Here is a 19,540-nt window from a genome sequence, read left to right on the forward strand (position 1 = left end):
CATCAGCCAGCACGTGCGCCGCCACATACCTGCCAACCGCCGTCATCCTCGACGACAGTAAACGTCCAGTCCTCTCGGCGACTGCTTCGGACGACACCCTCGGCAGCGCCGGAAATAGTCAGCGTGGTGGCAACAACTTCTCCCGCACCCGACTGTGTGCGAGTCAGTGCACCCCAACTGACTCGCACAGTGACCCCGAACTTCGCCTCACGCTGCTCAGCCTCAGCTCGCAGGTCTCGAACGGGCTGAAGGTCGGCTCCGCTCTCGCAGGTGAAGAGGTCTGCTCTCGTGTCATTGCGATCCACAAGGAACGCGCGCAGATAGTTGTCCACCACTACGTCGGGTGCGCTGCGATCCGGGGCTGAGGCGCGGTCGTACCAGACGTAGGCGGTGGCGATTCCGCCGAGACACAGCAGCGCGAGCACGCCAGCGGCGACGGTGAGAACCGTCCGCATCCGGCGGCGTGGGGGCTGCGGTGCCGGCGCTGCCGGGGCGGGCGGCAGCTGCTCGGACGGTGTCCGCTGGGCCGGTACGCGGGAGACCTGGGAACCGGCGGGGGGCTGCACTGATTCCACCTCCTGAAGTTATCGGCTGGACGCTCCGGAGCCAATGCCTCAGATCCAGCGGATCGTGACGGACCCCTCCCCACCGGTGAGATCCGCGACAACACCGGCGCAGCGCCGAGGCACCTCCCGGAGGTGCGCCCGCGGCTGGGATACCGTCTCTGCTTGGGAGGGGTTGCCAACCTCGGGTAGAGGGGGTGGACGCGGTGGCCGGTCCGAAGGCTCGCACGAACCGCGCCGCAGCCCTGCACCGTCGGGCGACGGCTGTCGCGACCGCGGCTGCCGGGATCCTGGACGAGACGCGGCCGGCTCCGGCGGATCAGCGCCGTCAGTACGAGGTGGCTGACCGGCTACGGTCGGCTGCGGCGTTGGTGGCTCCGGGTTGGGCGGGCGCGGCGCTGGATTCACTTTCCGTGGACTCTCCGGCTGGTGATGGTCCGCCGCCGTTCGTTCGGGTCGGCACTGCGGCGCCGTTGGACGACGCTCGTTTCCCCGCGTTGGTGCCACTTGTCGGCACCGGTCATCTCAGCGTGGACGTTGACGCGCGCGAGGCGCGAGTGGCGGGGTTGCTCCGGGCCGTACTCCTGCGGTTGTTGGGTGCGGCGCCGGCGGGTGCCCTGTTGATCCGCGCGGTGGATGCCACCGGGGCGGTGTTGACGCCGTTCGGGGCACTCGCGGATGCCGGTCTGCTGCCGCCGCCGGCGGTGGATGTGGCGGGTCTGCGTGCGGTGCTGACCGAGGCCGAGCAGTGGGTCACGCCGGGGGCGAGTGGGCGTCGTCGTCACGACCGGACGCTGTTGCTGGTGGTGGCCGCGTTGCCGGAGTCGACCGGTCCGACCGATCTGGCGCGCATCGAGACGTTGGCCGAGCAGGGGCCGGCAGCGGGGCTGCACCTGGTGGTGGCGGGTTGGCCTCCCGCCGGCCCGTACTCGGCCCGGGCACCGCTGCCGCTCAGCACCGCGCTGGCGTTGCGTAATGCGTACGCGCTGCTCGGTGACCCGCCGGGGGCGTCGTTCGCCGGGCCGGGCGCGGATCCGCCGGGTGGTTTGAACTCTCCGGTCTTCGTGGAGTCGGACCCGCCGGCCGAGTTGGTCGACGCGGTCTGTCGGCGGCTCGCCGAGCAGGTGGAGGCGGGTTCCCGGTTGGCGTTGGGGGCCCTGCTGCCGCCGACGGGTGAGCGGCTGTGGGAGTCGGACTCGGCCGACGGGTTGACCACGACGGTCGGCGATGCCGGAGGCCGGTCGGTGTCGCTGGGTTTCACCGAGTTGACCCCGCACTGGCTGGTGAGCGGTCGTTCTGCGGCGGCCCGTGCGGCGTTCCTGACCACAGCGCTGCTCGGCCTGGCCGCCCGGTACGGCCCGGATGACCTGGCGTTCTACCTGGCGGATCTCGGCGACGGCGAGTCCTTCGTGGAGTTTTTGCAGACCGAGCGGGACCGGTCGTGGGTTCCGCAGGTGCGGGCGGCGGCGATGGCTGCCGACCGGGAGTACGTCAGGGATCTGCTTGAGGAGTTGACGGCCGAGGTCCAGCGCCGCACGGAGGCGGGTGCGCGGGCCGGGGGGCAACGCTTCGCGGAGTTGCGTCAGCATCAGCCGCTGCCGCGGATCGTCTGTGTGGTGGACAATGTGCCGCTGCTGTTCGCCGGGCGGGATCGGCTGGCCGCCGAGGTGGCCGCCCAGCTGGACGCGCTGGCCCGGGCCGGCCGGGCGTACGGCGTGCACCTGGTGTTGGCCGGTGCGGGTGAGTTGGGGTTGAGTGCGCGCGCCGACGCCGGTCATCGGGATTCGGTGCTCGGGCAGTTTCCGGTTCGGGTGGCGCTGCCGGGTGGCAGTCCGGTACTGGAGCCGACGAACGACTCGGCCGCCGGTCTGCCGGTGGGCAGTGCGGTGGTGAACACGGCCGGTGGGCTCGGCGGTCCGCGGGGGGCGATCCGGGGTCATGAGCGGTTGATCCGTCACCCGGATCCGCAGGATCATCCGGAGGTCGTGGAGGCGTTGCGGCACGAGTTGTGGGCGGCGCGTCCGACGGGGTCGGTGCCGCCGGTGGTCTTCGCTGGTTACGCCCGGCCTCTGCTCGGCAACGATCCGCGCCATCGGGCGGCCTTGGCGGGGCAGGCGCACGGGCCGGCCGCCCTGTTGGGCCGGGCGGTGGACGTGGCCCGTTCGACGGTTGCGGTGCCGTTGGGGCCGGCGGCCGGGCGCAACCTCGCGGTGCTGGGCTCGGGCACCGCGGCGGGCGGGCTGTTGGCGACGGCGGCGCGGAGCACAGCGGCTCACCACGCACCGGGTGGCGCCCGTTTCCTGGTGGCGGCACCGGACCCGGGCTCCCGGGCGTTGGCGCAGGCGTTGACGGCCGAGTTGGCGGCCCGGCATTCGGCCGAGTTGGTGGATCTGCCGACGCTGTTCGCGGACACTGCCGACGACCTGCCGACGTACCTTGTGGTGTTCGGGCTGGACCGGCCGGGTCCTCGGGAGTTGCCGGTGGACCGGCTGCGGTCGCTACTGCGGGACGGGCCTCCGGCGGGCAGGCATCTGCTGGGCTGGTGGCGTGCGGTGCCGCCGTTCGCGGCGTTGTTCGAGCCGGCGGGCGAGGTCGACAAGCTGGCTGCGGTGGCAGTGCTGGACGTGCCGGTCGCGCAGCTGACCGCGGTCTTCGGCCGGCCGGTCGAGTGGCACGCGCGCCCCGACCGGGCGGTGCTCTGGGACGGCCCGGACGAGCGGGGCACCGTCCTGGTGCCGTTCGCCGACGGGGCCGGCTGATCGGGTGGCGCGGGTGGGGGGTGCCGAGGTGAATTCGAACGCGACGGTGACCGGGCCGGTGCGACAGCGGGCCGCTGCGGCGACCGGGGACGCCACGCTGCCGGCTGTCGAGCCCAGCACGGCCTGGGCGGGGTATCTTGCGGCCGCCCGTCAGTTGGACGGGGTACGCCGTAGCGCTGCTGCGGCCGCCGGTGAGCAGGCCCGGTCGGCGGAGGCCGCGCGGGAGGAGTTGACGGTGCTCCGTACCGGGCTGGCGAGCCAGCAGGAACGGCTGCGTGAGTTGGGCGTACCGGCGATCTCTCTGGTGCCGTCGCCGCCGGAGGTGTCGGAGGCGGCCCGGTCGATGGCGGGTGGTCCGGCGGCCGTGCTGGCGGCGTTGCGGTCCGCGCGGGGGTGGGCCGAGGCGGCCGACGCGGCGTTGGCCGCACGCCGCCGGATCCGGCCGGGGTCCTGGCCCGCGCGAGCGCGCAACCTCCTGGTGTACGGGCCGTTTGCGCTGCTGGTGCCGTTGATCCAGGTCGTGGTGCTGGCGGCCACGGGGGTGGGACCGGCGACCGTGGCGGCGCTGATCTGTGGGCTGCCGATGCCGGCGGTGGCGTTCGTCGCGGGTTGGATCGGCATCGGACGGTTGTTCCGGGTCAGTCCCACCGAGCGGTTGGAACGTACGGCGCGTTTCGGCGCGTTGGTGTGCCTGGTGCCGGCGGTGCTGGCCACGGCCGGGCTGCTGCTGGCCCTGCTCGCCGGCTGACGGGCACCAGGGACGCAACGGCCGGCCGTCCCCGCCAGGGGGTGTCGGCCGGCCGTGGTGCGTCGGGTTGTCAGCGGGGGATGATCAGCGCCATCGCCTCGGCCCGCGACTTGGAGTCCGTCTGCAGGATGCCGCGTACGGCCGACGTGATGGTCTTGGCACCAGATTTCTGGATGCCCCGCATCGCCATGCACATGTGCTCGCATTCGAGCACGACGACGACGCCGCGGGGTGCGAGTTTGCTCATCAGCAGGTCGGCGACCTGCGAGGTGAGCCGCTCCTGCACCTGCGGGCGGCGGGCGAAGACCTCGACGAGCCGGGCCAGCTTGGACAGGCCGGTGATCCGCCCGTCGGGGCCGGGGATGTAGCCGATGTGCGCGCTGCCCCGGAAGGGCAACAGGTGGTGTTCGCAGAGGCTCATCACGTCGATGTCCCGGACGATGACCAGCTCTTCGTGGTTGGCCTCGAAGGTGGTGCTGAGCACCTGGGCCGGGTCGACCCGCAGGCCGGCGAAGAGTTCGGCGTACGCGCGGGCGACCCGGGCCGGGGTCTGTTGGAGTCCGTCGCGGTCCGGGTCCTCGCCGACCGCGATCAGGATCTCGCGGACGGCCTTCTCGATCCGGCCGAGGTCGACAGCGTCCTCGACGGGGCGGCCGGTCAGCTTGCCGCTGATCAGCCGCGCGGCCACGTAGTCCAGTTCGTCGTCGCCGTCGGGTCGTTGCTCAGTGCGTGCCGTCCGAGTTGTTGGACGGCGCCACGCCGCCGACCGACGCCTGCGCGCCGTCGGCCTGGGCCTGCGCCTTGAGCTTGTCCTTCTCCGCAGGGGTGAGCACGGGCGGCTCGGTGGAGGGTTGACGCTTGCCGAAGCCGTTGTACGGTGCCAGCGGCGGGCGTTTGACCACCCGGGAGCAGATGCGCGCCATGTCGGCGGTGGAGAGGGTTTCCTTCTCCATCAGCTCGAGCACGATGTTGTCCAGGACGTCCCGGTATTCCACCAGGATCTCCCAGGCCTCGTCGTGCGCCAGCTCGACAAGTGCCCGCATCTCACCGTCGATCTCGGCGGCCACCGAGTCCGAGTAGTCCCGCTCGTGGCCCATGTTGCGGCCGAGGAACGGCTCGTCCCCGCTGGTGCCGTACTTGATGGCCCCGAGCTTGGAGCTCATGCCGTACTGGGTGATCATCGCGCGGGCCAGTTGGGTGGCCTTCTCGATGTCGTTGCCGGCACCGGTGGTGGGCTCGTGGAAGACCAGCTCCTCAGCGGCCCGGCCGCCCAGCGCGTACGCCAGGGTGTCGATCATTTCGGCGCGGGTCTGGGTGTACTTGTCTTCGGTCGGGAGCACCAGGGTGTGGCCCAGCGAGCGGCCACGGGACAGGATCGTCACCTTGTGCACCGGCGCGGCGTGCGGCAGCGCCCAGGCGACCAGCGCGTGGCCACCCTCGTGGTACGCGGTGATCTTCTTTTCCTGGTCGCTCATCACGCGGGTCCGTCGCTGCGGACCGGCGATCACCCGGTCGATCGACTCTTCGAGCGAGTCGTTGGTGATCGCGCGCTGGTCCTTACGGGCGGTGAGCAGGGCCGACTCGTTGATCACGTTGGCCAGGTCGGCGCCGCTGAAGCCAGGGGTGCGCCGGGCCACCGAGTCGAGGTCGACGTCGGGGGTGAACGGCTTGCCCTTGGCGTGCACCCGCAGGATGGCCTTGCGGCCCTCCATGTCGGGGGCGTCGACCGGGATCTGCCGGTCGAACCGGCCCGGACGCAGCAGCGCAGGGTCGAGGATGTCCGGCCGGTTGGTGGCGGCGATCAGGATGACCCCGCCCTTGGTGTCGAAGCCGTCCATCTCGACGAGCAGCTGGTTGAGCGTCTGCTCCCGCTCGTCGTGGCCGCCGCCCATGCCGGCGCCGCGGTGCCGGCCGACGGCGTCGATCTCGTCGACGAAGACGATCGCCGGGGCGTTCGTCTTGGCCTGCTCGAACAGGTCACGGACCCGGCTCGCGCCGACACCGACGAACATCTCGACGAAGTCGGAGCCGGAGATGGAGTAGAAGGGCACCCCGGCCTCGCCGGCGACCGCGCGGGCCAGCAGCGTCTTGCCGGTGCCGGGCGGGCCGAACAGCAGCACGCCCTTCGGGATCTTGGCGCCCAGGGCCTGGTACTTCGCCGGGTTCTGCAGGAAGTCCTTGATCTCGTGCAGCTCCTCGACGGCCTCCTCGGCACCCGCGACGTCCGCGAAGGTCGTCTTCGGAGTGTCCTTGGTGATCATCTTGGCCTTGGACTTGCCGAAGTTGAGCACCCGGGAGCCGCCGCCCTGCATCTGCGACATGAAGAACAGCAGCAGGAGGACGAGCAGCGCGATCGGCAGCAGGTTGACCAGCAGGCTCACCCAGATGCTGTCCGAGGAGACCTTGGCGTCGGCGGGGCCGGTGACCCGGTTGGCCGCCTTGGCGTCCAGCACCTCGTTCCAGATCTGGTCGCCAGCCTGGTACGGGAACTGGGCCTCGATCCGGTCGGTCTCGGTCTTGCCGAACTTCGTCTTCTGGGCCAGATCCAGCTGGAGCGTCTGCTCCTTGTCCTGGAAGACAACCTTATTGATCTTGGCGGTGTGCAGTTGATCGAGCGCAACGGAAGTGTCCACGCGGTGGTAGCTGGGACCAGCGGTGAACAGCTGACTGAGCACAACGGCGCCGAGGATGACCAGGATGATCCAGACCACCGGTCGGCGGAAGAAACGCGTACGTTCCATACTGTTGTCGAGCGCCGGAGCGCCCGCATCCTCCTGATCGACGTCCTGACCGTCTGATGGTGTCGCCGCGCTGAGCGGCGGCCGGAGCCGCCGTGCGGGCCGGCTCGACCCCGAGACGCGAAAACTGCCGCGCCGCGGTCATTCGACGGTACACCGTGTACGCGAGGAGTGAGCTTGCGAGCCCCGCAGTCGTACACAATCACAGCGGTGTACGCGAGGAGTGAGCTTGCGAGCCCCGCAGTCGTGCACCATCAAAAGACCGAGGACGCCGACAGCGAGCCTGCGAGCCTCCGCACTCGGCGCGCCTTCGACATCGACGACACGCACCGTGGGCAGGCCCACCAGCCCCGCAGCCAACGTACGGCGAGTCCGGGTGGAGCCGGCGTGGCGGGGAGTCCGGCTCGGCCACCCGAGCGCCCGGTCACGCGATCGAGGGGGTCGAGCGCGGAGTAACCTCCGGGCCACCGTGCTACACGGTAACCGCATCAGCTGAGAGCGCGCTGAACGTCGGCTTGATGGATGCCGATGCGAGTTGGGCTCATTACGCCCGAGGGGCCACCCCGACGGGGTGGGACCCGTCGTCAGGAGCGGGCGTAGACCTCGGGCTTGAGCACCCCGACGTAGGGCAACTCCCGGTAGCGCTCACCGAAGTCGAGGCCGTACCCGACCACGAACTCGGTGGGGATGTCGAAGCCGACGTACTTCACCGGGACCGGCACCTTCACCGCGTCCGGCTTGCGGAAGAGCGCGACCACCTCGACGCTCGCCGCCGACCGGGACTCGAGGTAGCGCAGCAGCCAGGAGAGCGTCAGGCCGGAGTCGACGATGTCCTCGACGACGACCACGTGCCGACCCGCGATGTCGCGGTCCAGGTCCTTGAGGATGCGGACGACACCGGAGGAGGTGGTGCCCTGGCCGTAGGACGAGATGGCCATGAAGTCGAGCTCCGCCGGCGGGCCGTTGCGGCCCAGCGCCCGGGCGAAGTCCGCCATGAACATCACCGCACCCTTGAGGACGCACACCAGCAGCAGCCCGTCGCCCACGTGGGCGTAGTCGGCGGAGACCTGCTTGGCCAGCTCCGCCGTCTTCTCGCGGATCTGCGCCTCAGAGATGATCACGTGGTCGATGTCGGCGTCGTACCAGGAGCCGTCAGCCATGACTCCTAGCCTGCCGTACGTCTGCTGGCCTCCGTCGGCGGGGCCGCACCTTTTCGCGCGGTCCCGCCGAGGATTTTCTGGGCAAACAACGCCAATCACATCAGTTGGTACGTGACCGCCAGCGGCGGCCGTCGTCGCTGGGCTTCCAGTCGGCCGAGTCGTGGCTGTCGACGGTGAGGCCGGCCGCCGAGGCGGCGACGAGCAGGACGAGGAACAGGAGGAAGAACAGGAACTCCATGGCGGCGCTCGCTTTCGCATGATTGCTGTCGGTTTCGCCGCCGGTGCGCACCGGACTGAGACCAGTCTGCGACCTGCCGGAGCAACCGGACAGTGGCAGGAATGCCATTGGTCATCGATTTACTGCCACCTGTCGGGTTACCCTCGTCACATGCTGCGGTCCGTTGCCGTCCTCGCCCTCGACCAGGTCGCTCCCTTCGAGCTCGGCGTTCTCGCCGAGGTGTTCGGCACCGACCGGACGGCCGACGGTTTCCCCGCCTACCGCTTCCAGGTGTGCAGCCCCGACGGCGATCCCGTGCGGACCTCGTCCGGCTTCCACCTGACCCCACACGCGGACCTCGGCCCGGTCGACGAGGCCGACCTGGTGGCCATCCCCGCGCACAGCCAGGGCACCACCGTCCCCGGCCCGGTGCTCGACGCGCTACGCCGTGCCGACGCCCGCGGAGCGCACCTGTTCAGCGTCTGCTCCGGAGCCTTCCTGCTCGGCGAGGCCGGCCTGCTCGACGACCGCGAGTGCACGACCCACTGGCGGTACGTGGACGAGCTGCAACGCCGCCACCCCCGCGCCCGGGTGCGCTGCAACTCGCTCTACGTCCAGGACGGCCGGCTCCTCACCAGCGCCGGCACCGCGGCCGGCATCGACGCGTGCCTGCACCTGATCCGCCAGGAACACGGCTCGGCCACCGCGACCCGGCTGGCCCGGCGGATGGTGGTCCCGCCGCACCGTGACGGCGGCCAGTCCCAGTACGTCGAGGCGCCCATCCCGAAGGCGCCCGAGGCACCCACCCTCGAACCGGTGCTGGAGTGGATGATGGGCCACCTGGACCGGACGATCACCGTGGAGGAGCTGGCCGCCCGCGCCGGCATGGCACCCCGCACGTTCGCCCGCCGGTTCCGCGCCGAAACCGGCACCACCCCGCACGACTGGCTCACCAACCAGCGGGTGCTGCTCGCCCGCCGGCTGCTGGAGGAGACCCCGTTGAGCGTGGAGGCGGTCGCCGACCAGTCCGGCTTCGGCGACGCCGCCGCGCTCCGGCACCACTTCAGCCGCCGGGTCGGCGCCACCCCGCACAGCTACCGGACCACCTTCCGGGACCGGGCACACAGCGGCTGACCGGACAGCTCAGCCCGGGGTCAGCCGGCCGTCGCGGCGCAGCACCCGGACACCCCCGGGCAGGTCGGCCGGGCCCTGACCGTGCCAATCGGTGACCAGGGCGTCCAGTGCGGCGACGTGCCGGTGCGACAGCGCGCCCGGCAGCGCGCCCAACTCACGGGCCCAGACGTGCAGCACCCGACCGCGTACGGCGGGCACCAGGCCCAGCAGCGCCGCAACGGACAGCCCTCCGTCGGGACACCGGGCCGCCGCCAGCGCCGCCCCCGCCAACTCGTCGAGCGCGGCGTTGTCGGCGGCCACCAGCCGGGCGGTACGCGCGAGGTTGTCCACCACGCCGGGACCGAGCGCCCGCACCAGCGCCGGCAGCAGGTCAGCCCGCACCCTCGACCGGGCGTACGACGGGTCGGTGTTGTGCGGGTCCTGCCACGGACTCAGCCCGAGCACGGCGCAGGCGGCCCGGGTCTGCTCCCGACCGACCTCCAGCAGCGGGCGCAGCAGCGGCACCCCGCCCAGATCCCGCCGGGCGGGCATCCCGGCCAGCCCGCGCGGGCCGGCGCCCCGGGCGAGCGCGAGCAGCACCGTCTCCGCCTGGTCGTCGCGGGTGTGCCCGGTGAGCACCGCTACCGCGTTCTGCTGCCGGGCCACCTCGGTCAGCGCCTGGTAGCGGGCCTCGCGGGCAGCCGCCTCCGGCCCGCCGGGGCGCCCGGCCACCTGCACCCGGACCACGGTCGCCGACGCGAACCCAACCTCCCGACCCCAGGCGGCCACCGCCTCCGCGCGGGCCGCGGAGCCGTCCTGCAAGCCGTGGTCGACGGTGACGAGCATCGCGGTGCGGCCCAGCCGAGGTGCCACGAACACGGTGGCCGCAGCGAGCGCCAACGAGTCGGCCCCGCCGGAGCAGGCGACCAGCACACCGCCGGACGGCAGACCGGTCAGGGCGCGGCGTACCGCCACCCGGATCGCGGCCACCGGCGGGGCGAGCGCGGCCACCGGCGGGTGATCAGCCGGCGGCCGGGACGGTGCCGGCCGGGCCGTGCACCCGGGCGACCCAGGCGTCCGGGTCGCCCAATTCCGACAGTCGGGGCAGGGTCAGCGGCGAGTTGAAGATCGAATTGAAGCCGTCCATGCCGACCCGCTCCACCACGCCGTGCACGAACTTGCGCCCCTCGGCGTACTGGCGCATCTTGACGTCCACCCCGAGCAGCCGGCGAATCGCCTTCTCCAGCGGGTTGCCCGCCTCCCGGCGACGGTTGAACGACGCCCGGATCCGCTCGACGCTCGGGATCACCTGCGGGCCGACGCCGTCCATCACGAACTCGGCGTGCCCTTCCAGCAGGGTCATCAACGCGGTGAGCCGGTCCAGGACCGCCCGCTGCGCCGGGGTCTGCACGATGTCCAGCACGCTGGTGCGGCTCTCCGGGTCACGGACCGCCTCGGACAACGTGGCCACCCCGCGCCGCAACCGCTCGACCAGGTGCTCGCTCCCGCTGGACGAGGCGTCCACGAACGCCTGCACCTCGCTGAGGAAGTAGGCCCGCATCCACGGCACGGCCGTGAACTGGGTGCGGTGGGTGACCTCGTGCAGACACACCCAGAGACGGAAGTCCCGAGGGTCGGCGCCGAGCTTGCGTTCCACCTCGACGATGTTCGGTGCGACGAGCAGCAGCTGGCCCGGCTCGGCCGAGAAGACCTCGTACTGGCCGAGCACCCGGCCGGAGAGGTAGGCCAGCACCGTGCCGGCCTGCACCCCGGTCAGCCGGGACCCGATCGCCTCGGTCAACGCTCCCGGTTGCTTGTCGCCGGAGAGCCGACTCACCAGCGGGGTGATCACCTCGCGGAGCCCGGCGATGTTGGTCGCCGCCCAGTCGCGGCGATCGACCACCCGGACCGGCGGATGCGACACCTGCGCCCGCAGCCCCGTGTAGTCGGCCACGTGCCCGGCCGCCTCGTCGGTCAGCCGGCGCAGGTCGCCGACCACGTCGGTGGCTTCGGCGTACGACACGCGGGGGCCAGACTTGCTCAACGCCCCCGCCGTGGCGGCGGCCAGATCCCAGTCCACGAACTGCGCCATGGACCCACCGTACCCGCGCCGCGACACCCCGGCCCGGGCTCGCGCCCTCGATCGACACCGATGGCGACCGCGTCCCGCCGCAGCGGCGCAGGTCAGCCGCAGCCGCAACCGGCCAGCGCGGCGGTGATCCGGTCCAGCGCCGGCTGGGCGGTCTCCCTGCCCCCCGGCACCTTGTCGGTGAGCACCGCGAAGGTCAACAACCGACCGTCGGCGGTGGTGACCAGGCCCGCGATGGAGTGCACCTGGGTCAGCGTGCCGGTCTTGGCCCGGACGCTACCCGCGCCGGCGGCGGTGCCCGCGGTGTTGCGGTAGCGCTCGTTCAGCGTCCCGGACCAACCGCCCACCGGCAGACCACCGAAGACACCTGCCAACTCCGGGTGGTCCGGGCTGGCGGCCAACCGGATCAGATCGGTCAGCAGCGACGGGCTGATCCGGTTACGACGGGACAGGCCACTTCCGTCGGAGACGCTGATCTCGTCGGCGGGCAGGCCCAACTCCGCCACCTCGGCGTCCATGGCTGCGGCACCCCCGTCGAACGAGGCCGGCTGGTTGCGGGCCAACGCGACCTGACGGGCGAGCGCCTCGGCGACCAGGTTGTCGCTCTCGCTGATCATCACGTCCACGAGCCGGATCAGCGGCGGAGACTGCACCACGCCCAACTCGGTTCCCGGCGCCGGGCTGGGGCCCGCCGCGGCCTGGGCCGGGGCCGAGCCACGCTTCACGGCGTCGGTCGGCACTCCGAGCAACCGGGCGAACGCCTTGCCGGCGGCCAGGTCCGGCTCGGCGAAGCGCTGGGCGGACCCGTGCTCGACGCCCGGGTCCGTACGCGCGCCGTCGGTCATCAACGCGGTCACCGCGCCGCCCGACCCACCGGTGGGGATGTCGTCGTCCCAGCCGGGGCCGTAGACCGGCCCGGAGTAGACCGAGCCGTCGACGGTGACGCTCGTCGGCGGTGTCCCGCCGAGCGCGGAACGCACCTGGGCGGCCAGATCGTCGAGCCGTGCCGCGCCCGGGTAGTAGCCCTTCTTGTCGATCGCCAGGGTCGGGTCACCGCCACCGACGATCACCACCTCGCCAGCCTTCGCGCCGGCCACCGCACGAGTGGGGATCCGGTAGCCGGGCCCCCGGGCCGCCAGCACCGTCACCGCGGTCACCAGCTTGGTCACCGAGGCGGGGACGGTGCCGTCGTCCGCCCCCTTGGCGAACAGCGTCTGACCGGTGATCACGTCGGCGACCGAGACGTTCACCCGGTCACCCAGGGCGGCGACGCCGACCAGGGGATCGAGCACGGCACTGACCCCCTCGGGGGTGGGCACCGGGGCGTTCGAATCGGGGCCGGCCAGCACCTCCGACGGGGCGGGGTCCGGGGGCACGCCGCCCGCGTTCGGCCCGGCCGCGGCGTCGTCGCCCAGCCACCCGGCGACCGGGCCGGGACGGGTGATCACCACTGCGACGCTGGCGAGCACCAGCACGAGCACGGCGGCCAGCACCAGCGGCAACCGCCGGCGGCGCGACGCGGGCGAGGGCTGGGGGGTGGGCGTGGCGCCGGCCGGTGCCGGCAACGCGGAGATCGGCGGGCCCACCGGGGGGACCCCACCGGGGCCGGCACCGAACGACGGGCTGACCGGCGCCGGGCTGACCGGGACCGTGGCACTGCCGCGTGGCGGGCCGCTCACCGGCCGCTCACCGCCGGCTACCGGGAAGTGCCCGGTGTTCGGGGTCGGTGACGCCGGACCGGCCGGCGGACGCCAGGGCAGCGGCGGGGGCCGCTCGGGCACCGTCTCCGGTGCCGTGTTCGGTGCTTCGGGAGCCCGAGGGAGGTGAGCCTCGGGCACCGGGACCCGTCCCTTGGCACTGCCCGAGCCGGATCGTCCGGTACCGTGCGCGGAGCCCCCGTCCGGGCGGTAGTGTGAATCTTCCCTCCCCACGACCCCCTCCTCCCCCAGCGAAAATCGGCTTGGGTGACACTACTTCGGTCCGAAGACTATGCGGCGGCCGGAGTCGGCGGGTGGGCATTCACCTGTCCGGAGGGCCGCCAGTGGTTCCGTTAGCCAGCGTGGGCAGACGAGGGAGCGTGCAGATGGATTTCGACGTGACGGTTGAGATCCCCAAAGGTCACCGGAACAAGTACGAGGTGGACCACAAGACCGGCCGGATCCGGTTGGACCGCACGCTCTTCACCTCCACCCAGTACCCGGCCGACTACGGGTTCATCGAGGGCACGCTGGGCGAGGACGGCGACCCGTTGGACGCCCTCGTGCTGGTCCCCGAACCGACCTTCCCGGGTTGCCTGATCCGCTGCCGCACCATCGGCATGTTCCGGATGACCGACGAGAAGGGCGGGGACGACAAGGTCCTCTGCGTGCCCTACGAGGACCCCCGCCAGGAGCACCTGCGCGACATCCACCACCTGGGCGAGTTCGACCGCCTGGAGATCCAGCACTTCTTCGAGGTGTACAAGGACCTGGAGCCCGGCAAGTCGGTGGAGGGCGCGACCTGGGTCGGCCGCACCGAGGCCGAGGCCGAGATCCACGCCTCCTACCAGCGGGCCAGGGACGCCGAGGCGCGCGGCGAAACCATGCACTGACCGACCGTTGACGCACCGGGCCCGGGGGCCGCTCAGCCGAGCAGCCCTCGGGCCCGGTCGTACAGGTCGAGCACCGCGCAGGCGATCGGCACCACGGCGACCACCAGTGCCGTGTCGGTGAGGTCCGCGACCCTCCCGACGTACGGCGAGACCGGCCGGCGGGCGTACCCGGTGCCGCTGGCGACTGCCACCACGGCCAGCGCCGCCCCGCCGAGGACCAGCACCAACCGCCCGGTCTCGTCGGCCCGACCGACCAGCGCCGCGCCCAGCACCGCGTAGCCGGCCAGCCCGGCGAGCACCGTCGGCACCCGCTGCCGCAGCGCCACGAACAGCCGCGACCGCAGCAACAGCACGGCCGACGTGACCGCCACCAGCACCCGACCGGCAGTGCCACCGGAAACCACGAGTACGACCGCTGTGGCCGCCGCCAGCAGGGCGTGGCCGATCAGCATCCCGGTGAGCATCTCCTCGGTGCGGATCACCGCGGCGTGCACCCGGCCCCGGTCCGGCAGGTCCCGGGCCCGCTCCGGCTCCGGCGCGGGCGTCGAAGCCGGCAGGGTGATCGGCGGCAGCGGCAACTTGCCCAGCCGGATGGCCAGCAGCGGGATCACGCCGACGGCGAAGACCAGTGCGCTGAGCAGCACCGCCGCCGTGCCGGCCGTGGTCATCACCAGCGCACCGAGCGCGGCCCCCGCACCGATCAGCCCGACAGTGACACCGGCCACGAAGACCCGCAGCCGGCTGGCCACCCCGAGGAAACCGATCAGCGCCACCAGCAGCAGCGCGACCGAGCCGGCCAGCAGTTCCGGAGCGCCCACCCAGCGGGCCGGCCCGAACGGTCCGACCGGGTCGCCGGAGCCGACCGCCAGGGCTCCGGCCGTGAACGCGTAGGGCAGCGCGTAGCCGCCGAGCGTCGCCCCGGCGGCACCGTCGCCGTTGGCCCGGGAGGCCACCGTGGCGGCGACGGTGAGCACCAGCGCCACCGCGCCGGCCGCCAGCCAACCGGCCCGGTGGGTCGGTCCACCGGCGAGCAGCGCGAGCACTCCGACAGCGAGCGGTACGGCAGCACCGGCCAGACCGGCCGCCCGGGTGGCGGTGGGCGACCAGGCGCCACCCCGGCGACGGGCACCCTCGGCGATCGCCTCGATGACGTCGTCGTACTCCAACTCGGGCCAGTGGGCGCGGGCCGGCACGAGGTGCAGCACCTCACCGTCGCGGACCCCCTGCGGCAACAACGCCTGTGCCGTCACCAGCAGCGCCCCGTCGGTGCGGCGGAGCACCCAACCGCCGTGCTGCTCGCCGTCGTCGGCCAGCCCGACACCGGCGTGTCGGAGCACGTCGGGCAGCAGCTCGGCCAGCGGCACCTGCTCCGGCAGGGCGACGTCCACCCGTCGTTGCGGCGCGCTGATGGTGACGCGTGCCAGCCCGGTAGTCATCGACTGATCTCCATATCGAGTGGGATCGGAGGCTGCGCGGACGACAGGACTTTACCTACCATGAGCCAGGCTCGGGTTACCCAGCGCTGTCAGGAGGCCGAGTGTCCACCGTCGTCATCAAGCGCCCACCACGCCGACCAGCGCCGGAGATTCCCGCCGGTGAGGTGTCGGTGGACGCGCCGCCGGAGATCCCCGTGGTGACCGGTGGACGGTGGCAGCAGATGCTCATGGTGCTGCCCATGCTCGGCGGCACGGTGGCGATGGCGATGATGTTCGGCCGCGGGGGTGGCGCCTACTCGTACGTGGTGGGCGGGATGTTCGGGCTCTCCTCGTTGGCGATGCTGGTGACCTCCTGGGGCAGCGCCTCCGGCACCCCGAAGAAGTCCGAGATGATGGCCGCCCGCAGGGAGTACCTGCGCCACCTGGCCACGCTGCGGCGGCGGGTCCGGCGGACCGCCGGCCAACAACGGGCCGGGCTCTACTACCGGCACCCGGATCCGGGTCGGCTCTGGTCGACGGTGGACAGCCACCGGGTCTGGGAGCGGCGTCCCGCCGACCGGGATTTCGCCGTGGTACGCGTCGCCGTCGGGCCGCAGACCCTCGCCACGCCACTCGTCCCACCGGTCACCCGACCGTTGGAGGAGCTTGAGCCGATGACCGCCGGCGCGCTGCGCCGCTTCCTGGACGCGTACTCAGTGGTGCCGGACCTGCCGGTGGCGCTGTCGCTGCGCAGCTTCGCCCGGGTGCACGTGCGACCCGCCGGCCGCACCCCGGCGACCACCCCGACCACCGGCGCGCCCCCCAGCGCGGACCCGGCGGCGCAGGCGCTGGTCCGGGCCGTTCTGACCCAACTGGCGGTCTTCCACGCCCCCGACGAACTGCTCGTCGCGGTCTGCGCCGGGCCGGAACGCCGTGCCTGCTGGGAGTGGGTGAAGTGGCTCCCGCACGCCCACCACCCCACCCGCACCGACGCGCTCGGCCCGGTACGGCTGGTCACCAGCTCCGCCGCCGAACTGGAGTCGCTGCTGGCCGACGTGCTGGCCACCCGGTCCCGGTTCAGTCCGGCCGGCCCGGCCACCGACGGCCCGCACGTGGTGGTGGTCCTCGACGGCGGCGACCTGACCGGGGCCAGTGAGCTGACCGGCGACGGCGGCATCGACGCGGTCACCGTGCTGGACCTGGACACTCCGCCGCCCCGACTGCTGGACCGGTACGCGCTGCTGTTGGAGTTGCACGGCCGACGGCTGCACTCGTGGTCGTCCGACGGGCACGCCGAGGTGGGCACCGCCGACCAGTTGGACCTGGCCGACGCCGAGGCGGTCGCCCGACGGTTGGCGCCGCTGCGCCTCGCCGGCACGGCCCGTGGGCCGGACGCCCCGTTCCAGGCCGACCTGGGTCTGCCCGAGCTGCTCGGTCTCGGCGACCCGGAGAGCTTCACAGCGGAACAGGGCTGGTTGCCGCGTTCGGCACGAGACCGGTTGCGGGTGCCGATCGGGGTGGGCGCCGACGGCGGCGCCATCGAGCTGGACCTCAAGGAGTCCGCCCAGGACGGCATGGGCCCGCACGGCCTGCTCATCGGGGCGACCGGGTCCGGCAAGTCCGAGCTGCTCCGCACGCTGGTGCTGGGGCTCGCCGCCACGCACAGCTCCGAGCAGCTCAACTTCGTGCTGGTCGACTTCAAGGGTGGGGCCACCTTCGCCTCGTTCGACCGGCTGCCGCACACCGCGGCCGTGATCACCAACCTGGCCGACGCGTTGCCACTCGTCGACCGCATGGTGGACGCGATCAACGGGGAGCTGGTCCGCCGTCAGGAGTTGCTGCGGCGCGCCGGCAACTTCGCCAGCGTGCGCGACTACGAGCGGGCCCGGGCGGCCGGCAGCCCGCTCGCACCGCTGCCGTCACTGCTGCTGATCTGCGACGAGTTCTCCGAACTGCTCTCCGCCAAGCCCGACTTCATCGACCTGTTCGTGCAGATCGGCCGACTGGGCCGGTCGCTCGGCGTGCACCTGCTGCTCGCCAGCCAACGGTTGGAGGAAGGCCGGCTCCGTGGGTTGGACACCCACCTCTCGTACCGGATCGGGTTGCGCACCTTCTCGGCGCTGGAGTCCCGCACGGTGCTCGGCGTCGCGGACGCCCACGAGCTGCCCCGCTCGCCGGGCCACGGCTACCTGCGCGCCGGCACCGACCCGCTGGCCCGCTTCAAGGCCGCGTACGTGTCCGGTGCCGTCCGCCGACGGACCGCACCGGGCGTCGCCGCCGCCGAGGGGGGTGCCCGGCTGCTCACCTTCACCACCCACGTCGTACCGGTGGCCGAGCCGGCGTCCCCGGTCGTACCGGTCGTGACGGAGGAGGAGGGGGGCAGCACGCTGCTCGACCTGCTGGTGGACCGGCTCGTCGGGCAGGGCCCCCCGGCGCACCAGGTGTGGCTCGCACCGCTCGGTCAGCCGCCGGCCCTGGACGAGGTGCTCGGCCCGGTCGAGGTGCACCCGAAGCGCGGGCTCACCGTCGGCAACCCGGAGCTGCACGGCGCACTCGGCGTGCCGATGGCGATCGTGGACAAACCCTTGGAACAGCGCCGGGACCTGCTCTGGCTGGCACTGGACGGCGCCGCCGGGCACGTCGCGGTGGTCGGTGCGCCGCAGAGCGGCAAGTCCACCGCCCTGCGCACGCTGATCTGCGCGCTGACGCTCACCCACACGCCGGCCGAGGTGCAGGTCTACTGCCTCGACTTCGGTGGCGGCGGGCTGGCCGCACTGCGCGACCTCCCGCACGTGGGCGGTGTGACCGGCCGCGCCGACCCGACCGCGGTACGACGCACCGTCGGCGAGATGACCACCCTGCTGGTCGATCGGGAACGCCGCTTCGCGGAGTTGGGCGTGGAGTCGATGGCCGCGTACCGGCAGCGGCGAGCGGCGGCGGGGACGGCCGGCCAGCCGGGCGTCGACCCGTACGGTGACGTGTTCCTGGTGATCGACGGGTGGAGCACCATCCGCGGCGAGTACGACGACCTGGAGCCACTCGTCACCGACCTGGCCACCCGGGGCCTGTCGTACGGACTGCACGTGGTCGCCACCACGCTGCGCTGGCTGGACTTCCGCCCGGCGATCCGGGACCTGTTCGGCTCCCGACTGGAGCTGCGCCTGGGCGACCCGGCCGACTCGCTGGTGGCCCGGCGTGCCGCCGCGAACGTGCCGGAGCGCCCCGGCCGAGGGGTGACCGCGGAGGGCCTGCACTTCCTCACCGCACTGCCTCAGCTCGGTACCGCCGGTGGCGACACCGCCGATCTGGTCAAGCGGGCCGCCGAGGGGTGGGCGGGTCCCGTGGCGCCCCGGGTGCGGCTGCTCCCGCCGGCGCTGCCGTACGCCGATCTGGACCTCACCTCGACGACCGGGCTGCGGCTGCCGATCGGGATCGCGGAGGCGGACCTGCGCCCGGTGCTGCTCGACTTCGCCGCCGAGCCGCACTTCGTGGTCTTCGGGGACTCGGAGTGCGGCAAGTCGTCGTTCCTGCGCGCGCTGGCCACGTCGATCATCACCCGGTTCACTCCCGAGCAGGCCCGGGTGATCCTCGTCGACTATCGGCGCAGCCTGCTCGGCGCGATCGAGACACCACATCTGATCGGGTACGGCACCGCCGCCGCGCACACCGCCGACCTGATCGAGTCGGCCGCCGGTTACCTGGAGCGGCGGGCACCGGGGCCGGAGGTCACCCCGCAGCAGCTGCGGGACCGGTCCTGGTGGTCCGGGCCGGAGCTGTTCGTGCTGGTGGACGACTACGACCTGGTGGCGGCGGGGCCGGCGAACCCGTTGCGGGCGCTGGAGGAGCACCTGCCGCACGCCCGGGATATCGGACTGCACCTGGTGCTGGTCCGCCGTTCCGGTGGGGCGGGCCGCGCCCAGTACGAGCCGATCGTGCAGCGTCTGCGGGAGCTGTCCACCGCCGGCCTGGTGATGGCGGGCAGCCCCGAGGAGGGCGCGCTCGTCGGGCCGGTCCGGCCCGGACCACTGCCGCCGGGGCGTGGCCGACTGGTCACCCGACGGGAGGGCGTACGCCTCGTTCAGCTGGCGCATCTGCCGCCGCAATGAGCTGACTCGCCGGTTCTTCCCGTGACGGGTGGGGAAACCGGT

Annotated in this window: 14 protein-coding genes; 5 read left to right on the forward strand and 9 right to left on the reverse strand. The window is 72.6% G+C overall.

What is annotated here, in order from left to right:
* Positions 1 to 2 precede the first annotated feature (2 nt).
* Positions 3 to 566 carry a hypothetical protein gene (locus KBX26_RS05760; protein ID WP_081883661.1) on the reverse strand — a complete coding sequence of 188 codons (564 nt, stop codon included), beginning with the start codon at positions 564 to 566 and terminating at the stop codon, positions 3 to 5.
* A gap of 194 nt (positions 567 to 760) precedes the next feature.
* Between KBX26_RS05760 and KBX26_RS05765 the strand changes: the two genes are divergently transcribed.
* Together KBX26_RS05765 and KBX26_RS05770 are read left to right on the forward strand one after the other, a co-directional pair.
* On the forward strand, positions 761 to 3,322 hold the full coding sequence (locus KBX26_RS05765; protein WP_210864872.1) for an FtsK/SpoIIIE domain-containing protein: 2,562 nt from the start codon (positions 761 to 763) through the stop codon (positions 3,320 to 3,322).
* Positions 3,323 to 3,350: 28 nt separating this feature from the next.
* On the forward strand, positions 3,351 to 4,070 hold the full coding sequence (locus KBX26_RS05770) for a hypothetical protein (protein WP_210864873.1): 720 nt from the start codon (positions 3,351 to 3,353) through the stop codon (positions 4,068 to 4,070).
* A gap of 70 nt (positions 4,071 to 4,140) precedes the next feature.
* On the opposite strand, the gene folE is transcribed toward KBX26_RS05770, so the two are convergent.
* The 4 genes from folE to KBX26_RS05790 form a co-directional block, all read right to left on the reverse strand.
* Complete coding sequence (gene folE, locus KBX26_RS05775; RefSeq protein ID WP_112601529.1) at positions 4,141 to 4,758, reverse strand: GTP cyclohydrolase I FolE; 618 nt, start codon at positions 4,756 to 4,758, stop codon at positions 4,141 to 4,143.
* 34 nt (positions 4,759 to 4,792) lie between these two features.
* Positions 4,793 to 6,811 carry an ATP-dependent zinc metalloprotease FtsH gene (gene ftsH / locus KBX26_RS05780; RefSeq protein WP_030328003.1) on the reverse strand — a complete coding sequence of 673 codons (2,019 nt, stop codon included), beginning with the start codon at positions 6,809 to 6,811 and terminating at the stop codon, positions 4,793 to 4,795.
* Positions 6,812 to 7,392: 581 nt separating this feature from the next.
* Positions 7,393 to 7,968, reverse strand: a complete 576-nt coding sequence (gene hpt / locus KBX26_RS05785; protein ID WP_030328005.1) for a hypoxanthine phosphoribosyltransferase — start codon at positions 7,966 to 7,968, stop codon at positions 7,393 to 7,395.
* Between the two features lie 100 nt (positions 7,969 to 8,068).
* Positions 8,069 to 8,206: a hypothetical protein gene (locus KBX26_RS05790; RefSeq protein ID WP_210864874.1), complete on the reverse strand. Its 138-nt coding sequence runs from the start codon at positions 8,204 to 8,206 to the stop codon at positions 8,069 to 8,071.
* Positions 8,207 to 8,356: 150 nt separating this feature from the next.
* On the opposite strand from KBX26_RS05790, the gene KBX26_RS05795 reads away from it, so the two are divergent.
* Positions 8,357 to 9,319 (forward strand): GlxA family transcriptional regulator, encoded by a 963-nt coding sequence (locus KBX26_RS05795; protein ID WP_030328007.1) that lies wholly within the window; start codon positions 8,357 to 8,359, stop codon positions 9,317 to 9,319.
* A 9-nt stretch (positions 9,320 to 9,328) separates the two neighbouring features.
* On the opposite strand, the gene tilS is transcribed toward KBX26_RS05795, so the two are convergent.
* The 3 genes from tilS to dacB form a co-directional block, all read right to left on the reverse strand.
* A complete protein-coding gene (gene tilS / locus KBX26_RS05800; RefSeq protein ID WP_210864875.1) occupies positions 9,329 to 10,309 on the reverse strand; it encodes a tRNA lysidine(34) synthetase TilS in 981 nt (326 codons plus the stop codon).
* Positions 10,310 to 10,319: 10 nt separating this feature from the next.
* On the reverse strand, positions 10,320 to 11,390 hold the full coding sequence (locus KBX26_RS05805; RefSeq protein ID WP_030328010.1) for a zinc-dependent metalloprotease: 1,071 nt from the start codon (positions 11,388 to 11,390) through the stop codon (positions 10,320 to 10,322).
* Positions 11,391 to 11,482: 92 nt separating this feature from the next.
* Complete coding sequence (gene dacB / locus KBX26_RS05810) at positions 11,483 to 12,973, reverse strand: D-alanyl-D-alanine carboxypeptidase/D-alanyl-D-alanine-endopeptidase (RefSeq protein WP_307857756.1); 1,491 nt, start codon at positions 12,971 to 12,973, stop codon at positions 11,483 to 11,485.
* A gap of 497 nt (positions 12,974 to 13,470) precedes the next feature.
* On the opposite strand from dacB, the gene KBX26_RS05815 reads away from it, so the two are divergent.
* Positions 13,471 to 13,977 (forward strand): inorganic diphosphatase, encoded by a 507-nt coding sequence (locus KBX26_RS05815; RefSeq protein WP_210864877.1) that lies wholly within the window; start codon positions 13,471 to 13,473, stop codon positions 13,975 to 13,977.
* A 32-nt stretch (positions 13,978 to 14,009) separates the two neighbouring features.
* On the opposite strand, the gene eccD is transcribed toward KBX26_RS05815, so the two are convergent.
* Positions 14,010 to 15,413 carry a type VII secretion integral membrane protein EccD gene (gene eccD / locus KBX26_RS05820; protein ID WP_210864878.1) on the reverse strand — a complete coding sequence of 468 codons (1,404 nt, stop codon included), beginning with the start codon at positions 15,411 to 15,413 and terminating at the stop codon, positions 14,010 to 14,012.
* A 101-nt stretch (positions 15,414 to 15,514) separates the two neighbouring features.
* Between eccD and eccCa the strand changes: the two genes are divergently transcribed.
* Positions 15,515 to 19,498, forward strand: coding sequence for a type VII secretion protein EccCa (gene eccCa, locus KBX26_RS05825; protein ID WP_210864879.1), 3,984 nt, complete (start codon positions 15,515 to 15,517; stop codon positions 19,496 to 19,498).
* Positions 19,499 to 19,540 lie beyond the last annotated feature (42 nt).

Source organism: Micromonospora sp. C97, from assembly GCF_018070385.1.
GTDB lineage: Bacteria > Actinomycetota > Actinomycetes > Mycobacteriales > Micromonosporaceae > Micromonospora > Micromonospora parva.